This is a genomic window from Sinorhizobium sp. M4_45, assembly GCF_002885915.1.
Lineage (GTDB): Bacteria > Pseudomonadota > Alphaproteobacteria > Rhizobiales > Rhizobiaceae > Sinorhizobium > Sinorhizobium meliloti_A.
Genome location: NZ_NWVE01000002.1, coordinates 444017 through 458655, shown reverse-complemented (window position 1 = coordinate 458655; position 14639 = coordinate 444017). Strand labels below are relative to the sequence as shown.

Genomic DNA, 14639 nt, shown 5'->3' with positions numbered 1-14639 from the left:
GAAGCGCGTCGCGTTCGATCGGACTCATCCGACGCGCATTAGGGCATTGTTCTCGTGCAGGTCGTCCCAACCGCCGCATATTGTCTGGGCGACATGCATTCGGTTCGACCGAACTGCGGCGGCGCCGACGCGGTATTGGCCTGGAGGCATAGATGACAAGATCGGTTTTTCGGTTCCTTTCGCGGCAGCCGGATACGGTCGAGATCGCCAGCCAGCATTACCTGCTCCGCCTCCCCCGCTACGCCGACTACCGGCAATGGTATCGGTTGCGCAGCGAAAGCCGCGCCTTCCTGGAGCCGTGGGAGCCTACCTGGCGCGCCGACGAAATGACCGAAGGCGCCTTTCGCAGCCGCGTCAATCGCAACGAGCAGGAATTCGCGTCCGGTCAGGCCGTACCGCTCTTCCTCTTCCACAGGCCGGACGAAACGCTGCTTGGCGGTCTCACCATCGGTCATATCCGCCGCGGTGCTGCGCAGAACTGCATGATCGGCTACTGGATGGGCCAGAAACATGCCGGACAGGGTCATATGTACGAGGCCTTGAAGCTGACGATCCCCTACATCTTCACGGGGCTCGAGTTGCACCGTATCGAAGCAGCCTGTATTCCAGAAAACGCACGGAGCATCCGGCTCCTTGAAAAGGCCGGCTTTGAGCGTGAAGGCTATTTGAGACAGTATTTGAAGATAAACGGGCAGTGGCGGGACCATTTGATGTTTTCGCTCCTCTCCGTCGATGCCGTACCCAACAGGAATTTGCCCCTTTGATGCCCCTGACCCGTAAGCCGCTCGCATGGCCAGCCGCAAGGCTGGCGGCGTTTCTGGTCGCATTCGTCGTTTTCGCCCTTGGTCTTGGCGGCGGCGTTGCGCATGCGCTCGAGCCGGTGAAGATCTCGCGCGAGGACACGGCGCTCGACCTTACCGCCACGACGGAGATCTACAGCGGCAGAGGCGATGCCTTTCAGGTTTCGACCGCCCCCGGCACGGACGGCATCGTCAGACGCATCGAAGTGCGTTCCAGCACGGAAAACCACCAGGGCGACTGGGCCGTATTCGCGCTCGCAAATGTTTCGGAAGAGCAGCTCGAACGCGTTATCGTCGCACCGCATTTCCGGCTCGTGAATTCGAAACTCTTCTGGCCCGACCTCGGCTCGCAGCGAATACTCTCGATCACGCCGAGCGAGGGTTTTGCGCTGGACCGGCAACCGAGCGAAGAAGCGGATGTCTTCCGGATCACGCTCAATCCGGGTGCGGTCATCACTTTCGTTGCCGAACTCACCACGCCGGAGCTACCACAGATCTATCTTTGGCAGCCGGACGCCTACAAGGATACCGTCAACGCCTTCACCCTTTACCGCGGTATCGTGCTCGGCATTGCCGGGCTGCTCGCGGTGTTCCTGACGATCCTTTTCGTCGTCAAGGGCACGTCGATGCTGCCGGCTACCGCCGCGCTCGCCTGGGCCGTGCTTGCCTATATCTGCGTCGATTTCGGCTTCCTTTCGAAGCTCATCGCCGTGACTGCCGACGACGAGCGCATATGGCGAGCGGGCACGGAGGTGTTCCTCGCAGCCGGTCTCGTGGTCTTCCTGTTCACCTATCTCAATCTCAATCGCTGGCATCAGCATCTCGGCTACGCGACGCTCGCATGGATTCTCGGCCTCGGGCTGCTCTTCGGCGTCGCCGTCTACGATCCGGCGATCGCCTCCGGCATCGCCCGCCTGTCCTTCGCGCTGACGGCAACCGTCGGCATCGTGCTGATCGCCTATCTGGGCTTCAACCGTTATGACCGCGCGATCCTTCTCGTTCCCGCCTGGCTGTTGATCCTTGTGTGGCTGTTCGGCGCCTGGCTCGCGGTGACCGGTCAACTCGCCAACGACATCGTGCAGCCGGCACTCGGCGGCGGCCTCGTGCTCATCGTGCTTCTGATCGGCTTCACCGTCATGCAGCACGCCTTTTCCGGCGGGGCCTATCAGCTCGGCCTGTTCTCCGATCTCGAGCGCCAGGCGCTGGCACTCACGGGATCAGGCGATACCGTCTGGGACTGGGACGTGGCGCGCGACCGGGTCGTTACCATTCCCGATATCTCGCACCAACTCGGGCTTTCGCTCGGAACGATGAACGGTCCGGTGCGCAATTGGGTGCCGCGGCTGCACCCCGACGACCGCGACCGTTTCCGCGCAACGCTCGACGTCCTGCTCGAGCATCGCCGCGGGCGGCTCAACCATGAATTCCGCGTGCGCGCCGAGGATGGCCACTATCATTGGCTCTCGATCCGGGCGCGCCCGGTGCTCGGCGCCAATGGCGAAATCATCCGATGCGTCGGAACCATCAACGACATCACCGAACAGCGCAATTCGGTCGAGCGGCTCCTGCACAACGCGCTTCTGGACAATCTGACCGGCCTGCCGAACAGACAGGTCTTTCTCGATCGCCTGCAGGCGATCCTCCTGATGGGCGACGGCAGCAACTCGATACGCCCGACCGTGCTTGCCATCGACATCGACCGCTACAAGCAGGTCAACGACATGCTCGGGATCGCCGCCGGCGACAACGTCCTCATCGCGCTGACGCGCCGCCTGCGCAGGCTTCTGCGCCCGCAGGACACGCTCGCGCGTCTCGGTGGCGACCAGTTCGGCTTGATCCTCATGTCCGAACGCGATCCGCCCAAGATCGCCGACTTCGCCGATGCGGTCAGCAAGGCGATCATGGTCCCGCTCAACTACGGAAATCGGGAGATCAACCTGACCGCTTCGATCGGCCTCGTCTCATGGCTCGATCAGGAGCAGAGCGCTGCTGGACTGCTCGACGATGCCGAGCTTGCGATGTTCCGCGCCAAGAAGGCGGGCGGCAACCGGGTCGAACCGTTCCGTCCGGCTTTCCGGACCTCCGGCTCGGACCGCCTACAGCTCGAAGCCGACCTGAAACGCGCCATGGAACGCAAGGAGCTTTCCCTCGTATACCAGCCCATCGTCCGCCTCAGCGATGCCGAAATCGCCGGCTTCGAAGCGCTCATGCGCTGGGACCATCCGAAGCGCGGAAATATCTCGCCGACTGAATTCATCCCCATCGCGGAGAATTCCGACCTGATAAACCAGCTGGGTCTGTTCGCCTTCGACAAGGCCACGAGCGATCTTGCCGAGTGGCAGGCGCAGACCGGCGACCTGCCGATCTTCATCTCGATCAACCTGTCGAGCGCGCAGCTTCTGAACAACGAACTCTATGACGACATGCGCGCGATTCTCAGCAAGAGCCGCTGCGATCCGGCGCAGATCAAAATGGAACTGACGGAATCGCTTGTCATGGAGAACCCCGAGCAGGCCAGGCTCGTGCTTGAAAAGCTCCGCGAAGCCGGGCTGCGGCTGGCGCTCGACGATTTCGGCACCGGCCACTCGTCGCTCTCCTATCTCACCCGCTTCCCTTTCGACACGATCAAGATCGACAAGGCGCTGGTCCGCGATCCAAGCGACAAGCGCGCGGTCATCCTGCGCTCGGTGATCACGATGGCGCGCGAGCTCGACATGCGGGTGGTCGCGGAGGGAATCGAATCCGAGGAGGATGCGATCCAGCTCGCGCAGATGGGCTGCGACTACGGTCAGAGCTTCCTGTTCGGTCCGCCGGTGGGATCGGAATCGATCCTGAGGCTCCTGAAGGAGCGATTTCCGCTGATGAAGCGGGCGTGAGGCATCTGCCCCCTGATGGCCCATTGGGCGAAGGGACAAGCGGCACGCTCCTCCTGCTGCTGGCTTGAGAGATGATCGAGCGACCGCCGCTTGCCGCTTCGCCCCGCCTGCGGGGAGAAGGTGACGGCAGGCGGCCGGGGGCAATCAAGCGTGGCCTGAGTCCGTCGAGAGCATCGCCGGGCTGACACCCATCAGGGCCAGCGCTCTGTCGTACTTCTCGTCGAGGTCCCGGCTGAAGATCAGCTCCTCCTGCGCAGGGCAGGTCAGCCAGCCGTTCTGGGTGATTTCGGCCTCCAGCTGGCCTGGGCCCCATCCCGCATAGCCGAGCAGCATGGTGGCCTTGAGAGGCCCCTCCCCGCGCGAGATCGCCCTGACGATGTCGAGCGTCGCCGTCAGGCAGATGTCGTCACTGACCGGAATGCTGGAGTCGCTCAGATAATCGTCCGAATGCAGCACGAAGCCGCGCCCGGTCTCGACGGGGCCTCCGGCCTGGATCTGGAACTCGCGCGTAGCCGACGGCAGGCGGATGGCCTCATCCGGGTCGAGAAGCTGCAGGTGCAGCAGAACATCCGGGAAGGTCAGGCGCTGCGGACGATTCAGGATGAAACCCATCGCCCCGTCTTCCGAATGGGCGCAGACGAAGATGACCGTCCGGGCGAAATTGGTGTCGAACATGCCGGGCATGGCGATCAGGAATTGACCGTCAAGGAAGCCACGTTCGCGTATCGTATTCAGCACGTTTTTCGCCATGATGATGATAGCCTATCAATTCGCGACGAAATGAAAAGCGCTTCTACGCGGCGTTCGCCGATATTTGCGCCCACGCAAGCGACACCCTGTCCATGCTCTCGTCTTGCCGATCAAGCAATTATGATCGCAGCGGCATATCGGGACCGCTGGAGACCAAGGGCGAAACGCGATACAGCTTGGCCATGACCCGACGCTCGACCCCAATGAAGATGGCCCAGCGCATCGCGACGGCAAGCCTTCTCCTCGCTTTTTTTCTGCCTGCCCAGTCCTATGGAGCCGCCAGCGAATGGGTGACCTCGCCCGGCGGCGCTTTCCGCATTGTCGCTTCGCACCCGAACCCGGATGGTATCATTCCCGCCATTCTCGAAGTTCGACTGAACCCCGGCTGGAAGACCTATTGGCGCGATCCCGGCGCCAGCGGCATACCACCACAACTGACCCTCGATCCCTCCGGCGGCGTCTTGCTGCGGTCGATCCGCTTTCCAGCGCCGAAGACGTTCGGCGAAGGACCCGGGCGCTACACCGGATATGACGCGCCGGTGGCTTTCCCGCTGATGCTCAGGAAAACCGGCAACGGCGGCGACGTCACCATCCGCGCCTCCGTCTTCCTCGGCATCTGCGAAGATATCTGCATTCCCGTGCAGGGCGATGTGACCCTTGCGCTCAAAAGCGGCGAGTTCGACAATCCGCTCGACGGTGCGCGCATCGAGAAGGCGCTCTCCGCCCTGCCGGAACAGCCATCCGAGAACTTCAGGGTGGTCACCTCGAAATTCGATGCGTCAGCCGGCAAGCTGCGGATTGAGTTCGTGTTGCCGCCGGATGCGGCTGCCGGGCCAGCCGATCTCTTTCTCGCCGGGCCGTCCGGCGTCTTTTTCGGCGCGCCGGTTTTTCACGATGCGCGGGGCGCCGAGCGCCGGGCCGACGTTCCGGTGAAGCTCTCCGGCAAGGACAAGAACGTCGCGGGAAAGCCGATCACGCTCACCCTGCGCGCGGGCAGCCGCAGCATGGAAACGACGCTTGCCTTTGATTGAGCCGATCCTATAGTCCTGCGAAACACCACTGCTGCATAGAAACGAGGAGATACCAGTGACCATTGCCGTCGGAGACAAGCTGCCCAACGCCACCTTCAAGGAGAAGACCGCAGACGGCCCGGTCGAGGTAACGACAGAGCAGCTCTTCAAGGGCAAACGCGTGGTCCTTTTCGCGGTGCCGGGTGCTTTTACCCCGACCTGCTCGCTCAACCACCTGCCCGGCTATCTGGAAAATCGCGACGCCATTCTTGCGCGCGGAGTCGACGATATCGCCGTGGTCGCGGTCAACGACCTGCATGTGATGGGCGCCTGGGCGACCCACTCCGGCGGCATGGGCAAGATCCATTTCCTCTCGGACTGGAATGCCGCCTTCACCAAGGCGATCGGGATGGAGATCGATCTTTCGGCCGGCACGCTCGGCATCCGCTCGAAACGCTATTCGATGCTGGTCGAAGACGGCGTCGTCAAGGCGCTGAACGTCGAGGAAAGCCCGGGACAGGCGACCGCTTCCGGTGCGGCCGCGATGCTTGAGCTGCTCTGATTCTGAAGGCGGACTGCAAGCATTTGCCCCTCATCCGGCCTGCCGGCCACCTTCTCCCCGCACGCGGGGCGAAGGGACAAGCGGCATGCCCCGAAGGTCCCGCTTCCCCGCCTGCGGGGAAGAGGGGCTGGACTGGTCCGGGTCGAACCCTAGGAAGAGGGGCAGCCGCAAGTGAAATCACAGCCTCCCATTATATCCCATCCGAATTCACTTCACCGCGTCGGCGCGACGCGCTCTCTTGAACGGTTCCATGCCCTTGCGGGCGAGTTCGTCGGCGCGTTCGTTCTCCGGGTGACCGGCGTGGCCCTTCACCCAGTGCCAAGTCACGTTGTGACGATTCCTCGCCTCATCGAGCGCCTGCCATAATTCGCCGTTCTTTACCGGCTTCCGGTCGCCGGTTTTCCAGCCGTTGCGTTTCCAGCCGTGTATCCATTTGGAGATCCCGTCCATGACATATTTGCTGTCGGTATGGAGATCGACCTCACAGGGCTGCCTGAGCGCGTTGAGGGCAGAGATCGCCGCAAGAAGCTCCATGCGGTTGTTCGTCGTCTCCGCCTCCCCGCCGGACAATTCCTTCTCCACGTCGCCGTAGCGCAGGACCGCGCCCCAACCGCCCGGTCCCGGATTTCCCGAGCACGCACCGTCGGTAAAGATGTCGACGTGCTTCATGCCGAGGCCTCTTCGCGTCTGAGGCCGTATTCGGCGCTCGAGACGATGGCGCGGTGGAATCGGATCTTCGTCAGATATTCGAGCGGATCTTTCTTGACCACAAGCGCGCCCGGCGGCGTCGTCAGCCAGTCATAGAGGCGCGTCAGGAAAAAGCGGAGTGCGGATCCGCGCGCAAGCAGCGGCAGCGCCTCTACTTCTTCCGCCGTCAATCTCCGCACGCTCTCATAGCCGGAAAGCAGCGCCATGCCCTTGGTGATGTTGTAGGAGCCATCCTTCTCGAAGCACCAGGAGTTCAGGCAGATGGCGACGTCGTAGGCGAGGAAGTCGTTGCAGGCGAAGTAGAAATCTATAAGGCCGGAAAGACGATCGCCGAGGAAAAACACGTTGTCCGGGAAGAGATCAGCGTGGATCACGCCTTCCGGCAGATCCTTCGGCCAATGCTCCTCGAGAAAGGCGAGCTCCGTCGCGATCTCGTCCTTGAGGCCGGCTTGAACCTCGTCGGCACGCGCTTCGGAGTTCCGCCATAGCGGTCGCCAGCCTTTGACGGAGAGCGCGTTGGGGCGCTGCAGGGCAAAGCCCTCGCCCGCCTGGTGCATCGATGCGAGCGCCCGGCCGACTTCGCGGCAGTGCTGCGCCTCGGGCTTCCTCAGCCACATGCCTTCCAGAAACGAGATCACGGCCGCAGGTCTTCCGGAGAGCGTTCCGAGAAGCTTGCCGTCGGCGCGTGGAAGGGGAAGCGGGCAGGAAAGCCCCCGCTGGGCGAGGTGATGCATGAGGCCCAGGAAAAACGGCAGATCGTCGGCGTTTACCCGCTTCTCGTAAAGCGTGAGGATATAGGCCCCCTCGGTCGTGTGGAGAAGGAAGTTCGAATTCTCCACGCCTTCGGCGATCCCCTTGTAGGAGGTCAGCGATCCAACCTCGTAGGCGGCGAGGAAACGGATCAGCTCGTCTTCCGTGATATCGGTATAAACTGCCAAGGCGCGTTACTTTCCAGAGATGCGAATTGCGAGATATTAAGCGGCTAGAGCACTTCCAGGGAAAGCGTGTAACGGTTTTCCGTCCGGAAGTGCGTTGGTTCAAATGGGGAGCATTTCAGTGTTTCCTTGAAACATCGACATGCTCTGGCCGAGCTACTCGCCGTTGACGAAGGCCATGTCGGCCCCCGTGAGTTCGACGTGCCGGAGCTCGCGGTTGACGAGAAAGTGCTCGTTTTCCTCCACCGTGTCGGCAAGCTCGACCGTGGCATCGTAGCGCTCGCGGAACGCTTCGATGATCTCGTTGACGATCACCTCCGGTGCGGAAGCACCCGCCGACAACCCGACCATCGAGATATCCCCCACCGTCGCCCAGTCGATTTCGGAGGCGCGCTGGACGAGAACGGCTTTCTTCGCCCCCGCCCTCAACGCAACTTCGACGAGGCGCTTCGAGTTCGATGAGTTGGGTGCGCCGACGACCAGGAAAAGGTCGCAGCCGGGCGCCGCCTGCTTCACCGCTTCCTGCCGGTTCGTGGTGGCATAGCAGATCGAATCGGCCGCAGGCGCCGTCAGGTTCGGAAAGCGCTCATGCAGCCGTCTGATGACGCCGGCGGTGTCGTCGACCGAGAGCGTCGTCTGCGTGACGAAGCCGAGATTGTCCGGGTCCGGCGGCATATAGACCTCGGCATCCTCGACGGTCTCGACGAGAGAGACCGCCCCCTCCGGCAATTGTCCCATGGTGCCGATAACCTCCGGGTGTCCGGCATGGCCGATCAGCACGACGTGGCGTCCCATGCGATGATGGCGCATCGCCTGCTTGTGCACCTTCGAGACGAGCGGACAGGTGGCGTCGAGATAGAAGAGATTGCGCGCGTCCGCATCGGCCGGAACGGATTTGGGCACTCCATGGGCGGAGAAGACCACGGGCTGCTCGCGGTGCTCGGGCGGGATCTCGTCGAGCTCCTCGACGAAAATCGCCCCCTTGGCTTCGAGCCCCTCCACGACGTAACGGTTATGCACGATCTCATGGCGGACATAGACCGGCGCGCCGAACTCCTTGAGCGCGAGCACCACGATCTGGATCGCCCGGTCGACGCCCGCGCAGAAGCCACGCGGCCCGCAGAGGCGGATGGTGATCGGGGTTTTTGCTGCTGCGGATGGGGCCATCATGAAAACGCCAGTGGAACGAACAAACCAGATGTCGGCATGCGCCATATATAGCGGCAACGACCGGGCACACAAGGAAGAACCGGCGCGTCCTACCGCCTGCGCCGATAGACGTAGATGCCGCTGACGGCGACGAGGGCGGCTGCAAGGCCGTACCAGGTCAGCGCATATTGCAGGTGATTGTTCGGCAGATCGAACTGGGTCACGCCGCCGATCGGAAGGCCGCCGGGATTTTCCGATGCATCGGCATCGATAAAGAAGGAAACGACGCGATCGGATGCGATGCCGGCAGAGTCCGCCATCGCATCGAGGTCCTTCCAGTAGAAGATGTTCTTGGCGGCATCGTTGTCCGGTACCAGCGACGACGGCTTTCCGGAAAGCTTCGGCCGCGCCAGGCCGTCGATCGCCACACTTCCGGCGATCTGCCCTTCGGCCCGCGTGGAGGCGTCCTTCTTTTCGAAGGGGACGAAGCCGCGGTTCACGAAAATCGCCCGGCCATCGGCCAGCATGAGAGGCGTGAAGACGTAGAAGCCGGTACGGCCTTCATGGGTGGCGAAGAAATGGCGCTCCTTGCCGTGGTCGTACACGCCGGACACATGCACCGTCCGGTAGTCGATGTCTTCGCCGGCCGCGGCCATGGCCTCGATCTTGTCGAGCGAGACGGCCGGCGCCGAACGCCGCTCGGCAATTGCACCGATCAGCGCCTCCTTCCAATGCAGCCGTTGCATCTGCCAGGTACCGAGCGACACGAGCACGGCGAAAGCGGCCAGCACCAGGACAATGCCCGCCCGACGGCCGGCGCGGCTGTGCGGGGCCGGCATGCGCTCGTCAACCACGGTCGATTTCACCCGGGCGTGCATTGTTTCGGTATTGCAGATTGATGAGCACGCCCTTCAGCAGGCGCGTCAGCGCCAGGCTCAAGATGGTTGCAAGCGGTATCCACAGGAGGAAATGCAGCCAGAGCGGCGGGTTGACGTTGATCTCCATCCAGAGCGCCGCGCCGACGACGACGAAACCGACGATCAGGATGACGAAGACGACCGGGCCATCGCCGGAGTCCGCGAACCCATAATCGAGCTCGCAACTGCTGCAAGCCGGCCGAACCTTCAGCAGGCCGTCGAAGAGCTTTCCCTGGCCGCAGCGGGGGCAAAGGCCCTTGATTCCCGTCATCACGGGGTCGACGGGCGGGTAGAGCGCATTGTCTTCGTTCATGGCTTGGTCACGATCGCGGTATTGTCGGGAACCATGTCCCGGATTTCGTCCATCTCGGCATTGGTAACGGCAATGCAGCCATTCGTCCAATCGAACATCTGCGTCAAAAACGCCGGCCGACCGAAATACCCTATGTTCAAACGAAACGGGGCGACCTCTCGGCCGCCCCGTCATCAACAAAGCTAAAACGGCATCAGCCGTGGGCGATCGGCGCGCCCCAGCCACCCCAGATGTAGATGGAGAAGAAGAGGAACAGCCAGACGACGTCGACGAAATGCCAGTACCAGGCCGCCGCTTCGAAGCCGAAGTGGTGCTTCGGCGTGAAGTCGCCCCGCAGGGCGCGCAGCAGGCAGACGAGCAGGAAGATCGTGCCGACCAGCACATGGAAACCGTGGAAGCCGGTCGCCATGAAGAAGGTCGCACCGTAGATCGAATCCTTGAATGCGAACGGCGCGTGCGCATATTCGTAGCCCTGCACGTAGGAAAAGAGAACGCCGAGCAGGACCGTGAGCGTCAGGCCGTAGACGAGGCCCTTGCGGTCGTTGTGCAGCAGCGCATGGTGCGCCCAGGTCGCCGTCGTGCCGGAGAGCAGCAGGATGATGGTGTTGTAGAGCGGCAGGTGCCAGGGATCGAGGACCTCGATGCCCTTGGGCGGCCAGACGCCGCCGGTGAACTCGGCGCGCGCGGCCTGGATCGCTTCACCGGGAAAGAGGCTGGCGTCGAAGAATGCCCAGAACCAGGCAGCGAAGAACATCACCTCGGAAGCGATGAACATGATCATGCCGTAGCGCAGGTGCAGCGACACGACGCGGGTATGGTGGCCCTCATGCGCTTCCTTGATGGTGTCCGACCACCAGCCGAACATGGTATAAAGGATCAGCGCCAGACCGATGAAGAAGACCCACGGGTTGGCGAACTCAAGCCCGAACAACTTGAACGAGCCGCCGGAGAGATAGCGCATGTAGCCGACGCCGCCGAAGGCCATGATGAAGGCTCCGATGGAGGCAAGCAGCGGCCACGGGCTCGGGTCGATGATGTGATAGTCGTGTTGCTTCTGATGCGCTCCGGCCATGTCGATAACCCCCGATAGTCCTCTCTTGTCGCCGCCCGGCATAGCCGAAACGGCGCGCATGTCAAAGTTGGTTTTCTGCCTTCGCCTTCACTTGCGCGACCGGCTTGGAGGGCTCGCGCGGATAGAAGGTGTAGGACAGCGTCAAAGTCTTGATGCCCTTCGTCTCGACCGGCTTGACGATCTCCGGATCGACGAAGAAGACGACCGGCATCTCCATTTCCTCGCCCGGTTCAAGCGTCGTCTCCGTGAAGCAGAAGCATTGCACCTTGTTGAAATAGGCACCGGCTGCCATCGGCGTCACGTTGAAGGTCGCCTGGCCCGTCGTCGGCGTGGAAGCCAAGTTCTTCGCACGGTACATGATCTGCACCGTCTCGCCGATCCTGATGTCGATATCCCGTTGAACCGGGACGAACTCCCAGGGCAGTCCGGCAGCGACATTGGCGTCGAACGTAACCTTGACCTTCTCGTCGAGGATGAGGTCGGATGCCTGCTCGACCCGCTGCGTCGTACCGTTGTAGCCCGTGACGCGGCAGAACATGTCGTAGAGCGGAACGGCGGCATAGGCCATGCCGATCATGCCGGCCACAAATGCAAGGCACGTGCCGACGATCACGCCGTTCGAGCGTTCCTTCCGATCTGCCTGTCCATTATCCGCCATGCGCAACGCCTTCAATTCACCATGCCGCCGCCGACCTTGACCAGCGTGACGACGTAGAAAATCGCGACCAGGGCCGCCAGCACGATACCGAGCGCGATGTTGCGGCCGCGGCGAGACTTCTTCTGAGCCTCGTTGAGTTCGACGGTTTCCATCAGACAATACCTCCAAGCCAGATCCGGGCGATCGCGTAATCGACCAGAAGCGCCGAGAATATCGCGAAAAGATAGGCGATCGAGAATGCGAAGAGCTTCTTCGCCGGTACCATGCGCTTGTCGCCTTCGGGCATGCGCAGCACACCGAGCGAATACCAGACGAAACCGAGCCCCATGGCCGTGGCAAAGGCTCCATAGCCCATGCTCGCGAAGCCGAGCAAGGTGGGACAGACGCCGCTAATCGCGGTGAGCACGGCATAGATGACGATCTGCCGCTTGGTCGTCGCCTCGCCGCAGACATTCGGCATCATCGGCACGCCGACCGCGCCGTAATCGCCCATCTTGAAGAGAGCCAGAGCCCAGAAATGCGCCGGCGTCCAGAGAAAGATGATGAGGAAGAGCACGATGCTCTCGACCGACACGCCGCCGGTCACGCAGGCCCAGCCTATCATCGGGGGGAAGGCCCCGGCGGCTCCACCGATGACGATGTTCTGCGGCGTCGAGCGCTTCAGCCACATCGTGTAGATGGCCACGTAGAAGAAGATCGTGAAGGCGAGCAACCCGGCTGCGAGCCAGTGAACGGCGAGCCCGAGGATGATCACCGAGAATGCCGACAGGGTCAGCCCGAAGGCAAGCGCCTCCTGGGGCAAAATCTTGCCGGCCGGAATCGGACGCTTGGCCGTGCGGCTCATCACCGCGTCGATATCCGCGTCGTACCACATGTTCAGCGCACCGGAAGCGCCGGCTCCGATGGCGATGCAGAGAATGGCGGTGAAGCCGATGAACGGATTGATATGACCGGGGGCAAGGACGAGCCCGGCGAATGCGGTGAAGACGACGAGAGACATGACGCGCGGCTTCAGGAGCTCGAAATAATCGCGCGCAGAGGCCTCGGAAAGTCGCGGTGCGCCTTCCATGCCAACTACCTCGTGATTGTCGATGACCGTCATGTCCATACCTTGAACTTGCTGCGGCAAAAACAGCCGCGTCACGCCGGTATCCCGGCGGGGAGAAGCCGCCGAAACCGGCGGCTTCTGTTCGTTACCCGTCACTTGATCCGCGGGAGCTGCTCCCACTGGTGGAACGGCGGCGGCGAAGACAGCTGCCATTCCAGGGTGTTGGCGCCTTCGCCCCAGGGGTTATCCCCCGCAACGCGCTTCTTGGCGAAAGCTTCGGCGACACAGAAGAGGAAGATCAGCACGCCGACCGCCGCGATGTAGGAGCCGTAGGACGAAACCATGTTCCAGCCGGCAAAGGCGTCCGGATAGTCGATGTAACGGCGCGGCATGCCTGCGAGCCCGAGGAAGTGCTGCGGGAAGAAGATCAGGTTCACGCCGACGAACATCACCCAGAAATGCAGCTTGCCCAGAAACTCCGAGTACATGTAGCCGGTCATCTTCGGGAACCAGTAGTACCAGGCCGCGAAGATGGCGAAGACGGCGCCGAGCGACAGCACGTAGTGGAAGTGCGCCACCACGTAATAGGTGTCGTGCAGCGCACGGTCGAGGCCGGCATTGGCGAGCTGAACGCCCGTCACGCCGCCGACGGTGAACAGGAAGATGAAGCCGATCGCCCAGACCATCGGTGTCGCGAAGCGGATCGAGCCACCCCACATCGTCGCGATCCAGGAGAAGATCTTCACACCCGTCGGCACAGCGATGACCATCGTCGCGAAGACGAAGTAGCGCTGCGTCTGGAGCGACATGCCGACCGTGTACATGTGGTGCGCCCACACGATGAAGCCGACGGCGCCGATCGCGACCATGGCGTAGGCCATGCCGAGATAACCGAAGATCGGCTTGCGCGAGAAGGTCGAGATGATGTGGCTGACGATGCCGAAGCCCGGCAGAATCAGAATGTACACTTCCGGATGACCGAAGAACCAGAACAGGTGCTGGAACAGGATCGGGTCACCGCCGCCTTCCGGCGCGAAGAAGGTCGTGCCGAAGTTGCGGTCCGTCAGCAGCATGGTGATCGCGCCTGCGAGAACCGGCAGCGAGAGAAGGAGCAGGAAGGCGGTGATCAGAACCGACCAGGCAAAGAGCGGCATCTTGTGCAGCGTCATGCCCGGAGCGCGCATGTTGAGGATGGTGGTGATGAAGTTGATCGCGCCGAGGATCGACGAGGCGCCGGCAATGTGCAGGCCGAGGATCGCGAGATCCATCGCGGGCCCGGGCATGCCGGATGTCGAGAATGGCGGATAGATCGTCCAGCCGCCGCCCGCGCCATAGGCGCCTGCAGGGCCTTCGACGAACATCGAAAGGAGCACCAGCAGGAAGGCCGGCACGATCAGCCAGAACGAAATGTTGTTCATGCGCGGGAACGCCATGTCCGGCGCACCGATCATGATCGGCACCATCCAGTTGGCGAAGCCGCCGATCAGCGCCGGCATGACCATGAAGAAGATCATGATCAGCGCGTGAGCGGTCGTGAAGACGTTGAACATGTGCTTGCCGCCGTCGATGGCAGCATCGCCCTCGAAGCCATAGACCATCTGGGCCAGACCGTGGAAGATCTGGATGCCCGGCTCCTGCAGTTCGGCGCGCATGAAGACCGACAGCGTACCGCCGATAATGCCGGCGATGATCGCGAAGATCAGGTAGAGCGTACCGATGTCCTTGTGGTTGGTCGACAGGAACCAGCGCTGAAAGAAGGTCAGCGGCTTGTGCGCGTGGTCCGCGTGGCCATGATCGGAATGATCATGGCGTTGATCGTGATGAACGGCTGTTCCAGCCAT

General features: G+C 62.4%; 16 protein-coding genes. 4 read left to right on the top strand and 12 right to left on the bottom strand.

The window, feature by feature from the left end:
- The first annotated feature begins 152 nt into the window (after positions 1-152).
- Positions 153-764 carry a GNAT family N-acetyltransferase gene (locus CN933_RS07845; RefSeq protein WP_018094457.1) on the top strand — a complete coding sequence of 204 codons (612 nt, stop codon included), beginning with the start codon at positions 153-155 and terminating at the stop codon, positions 762-764.
- Positions 764-3676, top strand: a complete 2913-nt coding sequence (locus CN933_RS07840) for a sensor domain-containing phosphodiesterase (RefSeq protein ID WP_102761394.1) — start codon at positions 764-766, stop codon at positions 3674-3676. The genes CN933_RS07845 and CN933_RS07840 overlap by 1 nt, the downstream gene beginning before the upstream one ends.
- Positions 3677-3820: 144 nt before the next feature.
- On the opposite strand, the gene CN933_RS07835 is transcribed toward CN933_RS07840, so the two are convergent.
- Complete coding sequence (locus CN933_RS07835; RefSeq protein ID WP_018094455.1) at positions 3821-4426, bottom strand: YqgE/AlgH family protein; 606 nt, start codon at positions 4424-4426, stop codon at positions 3821-3823.
- A gap of 203 nt (positions 4427-4629) precedes the next feature.
- Between CN933_RS07835 and CN933_RS07830 the strand changes: the two genes are divergently transcribed.
- A complete protein-coding gene (locus CN933_RS07830; RefSeq protein ID WP_018094454.1) occupies positions 4630-5457 on the top strand; it encodes a protein-disulfide reductase DsbD domain-containing protein in 828 nt (275 codons plus the stop codon).
- A 55-nt stretch (positions 5458-5512) separates the two neighbouring features.
- Positions 5513-5998: a peroxiredoxin gene (locus CN933_RS07825; protein WP_018094453.1), complete on the top strand. Its 486-nt coding sequence runs from the start codon at positions 5513-5515 to the stop codon at positions 5996-5998.
- 207 nt (positions 5999-6205) lie between these two features.
- Here the strand turns inward: CN933_RS07825 and rnhA are convergent, their stop codons facing one another.
- From rnhA to ctaD, 11 genes are all read right to left on the bottom strand, one after another.
- Positions 6206-6667, bottom strand: a complete 462-nt coding sequence (rnhA, locus tag CN933_RS07820; protein ID WP_018094452.1) for a ribonuclease HI — start codon at positions 6665-6667, stop codon at positions 6206-6208.
- Positions 6664-7644, bottom strand: coding sequence for a homoserine kinase (locus tag CN933_RS07815; protein ID WP_018094451.1), 981 nt, complete (start codon positions 7642-7644; stop codon positions 6664-6666). Before CN933_RS07815 ends, rnhA begins: the two co-directional genes overlap by 4 nt.
- Before the next feature lie 153 nt (positions 7645-7797).
- A complete protein-coding gene (gene ispH / locus CN933_RS07810; protein WP_033047244.1) occupies positions 7798-8808 on the bottom strand; it encodes a 4-hydroxy-3-methylbut-2-enyl diphosphate reductase in 1011 nt (336 codons plus the stop codon).
- A 92-nt stretch (positions 8809-8900) separates the two neighbouring features.
- On the bottom strand, positions 8901-9668 hold the full coding sequence (locus tag CN933_RS07805; RefSeq protein WP_018094449.1) for an SURF1 family protein: 768 nt from the start codon (positions 9666-9668) through the stop codon (positions 8901-8903).
- Entirely contained in the window at positions 9637-10020 is a 384-nt protein-coding gene (locus tag CN933_RS07800; RefSeq protein ID WP_018094906.1) for a DUF983 domain-containing protein, read from the bottom strand. Before CN933_RS07800 ends, CN933_RS07805 begins: the two co-directional genes overlap by 32 nt.
- Positions 10017-10118, bottom strand: a complete 102-nt coding sequence (locus tag CN933_RS07795; protein WP_234704903.1) for a L,D-transpeptidase — start codon at positions 10116-10118, stop codon at positions 10017-10019. The genes CN933_RS07800 and CN933_RS07795 overlap by 4 nt, the downstream gene beginning before the upstream one ends.
- A 95-nt stretch (positions 10119-10213) precedes the next feature.
- Positions 10214-11092: a cytochrome c oxidase subunit 3 gene (locus tag CN933_RS07790; RefSeq protein ID WP_026168551.1), complete on the bottom strand. Its 879-nt coding sequence runs from the start codon at positions 11090-11092 to the stop codon at positions 10214-10216.
- 61 nt (positions 11093-11153) lie between these two features.
- Positions 11154-11750, bottom strand: coding sequence for a cytochrome c oxidase assembly protein (locus tag CN933_RS07785; RefSeq protein WP_018094447.1), 597 nt, complete (start codon positions 11748-11750; stop codon positions 11154-11156).
- Between the two features lie 11 nt (positions 11751-11761).
- Positions 11762-11902 carry a cytochrome c oxidase system small membrane protein gene (locus CN933_RS07780; RefSeq protein WP_010968907.1) on the bottom strand — a complete coding sequence of 47 codons (141 nt, stop codon included), beginning with the start codon at positions 11900-11902 and terminating at the stop codon, positions 11762-11764.
- Positions 11902-12852: a heme o synthase gene (locus CN933_RS07775; RefSeq protein ID WP_026168550.1), complete on the bottom strand. Its 951-nt coding sequence runs from the start codon at positions 12850-12852 to the stop codon at positions 11902-11904. Before CN933_RS07775 ends, CN933_RS07780 begins: the two co-directional genes overlap by 1 nt.
- A 98-nt stretch (positions 12853-12950) precedes the next feature.
- The gene (ctaD, locus tag CN933_RS07770) at positions 12951-14639 is read right to left on the bottom strand and encodes a cytochrome c oxidase subunit I (RefSeq protein WP_003532329.1); all 1689 of its coding nucleotides are present in this window, start codon (positions 14637-14639) and stop codon (positions 12951-12953) included.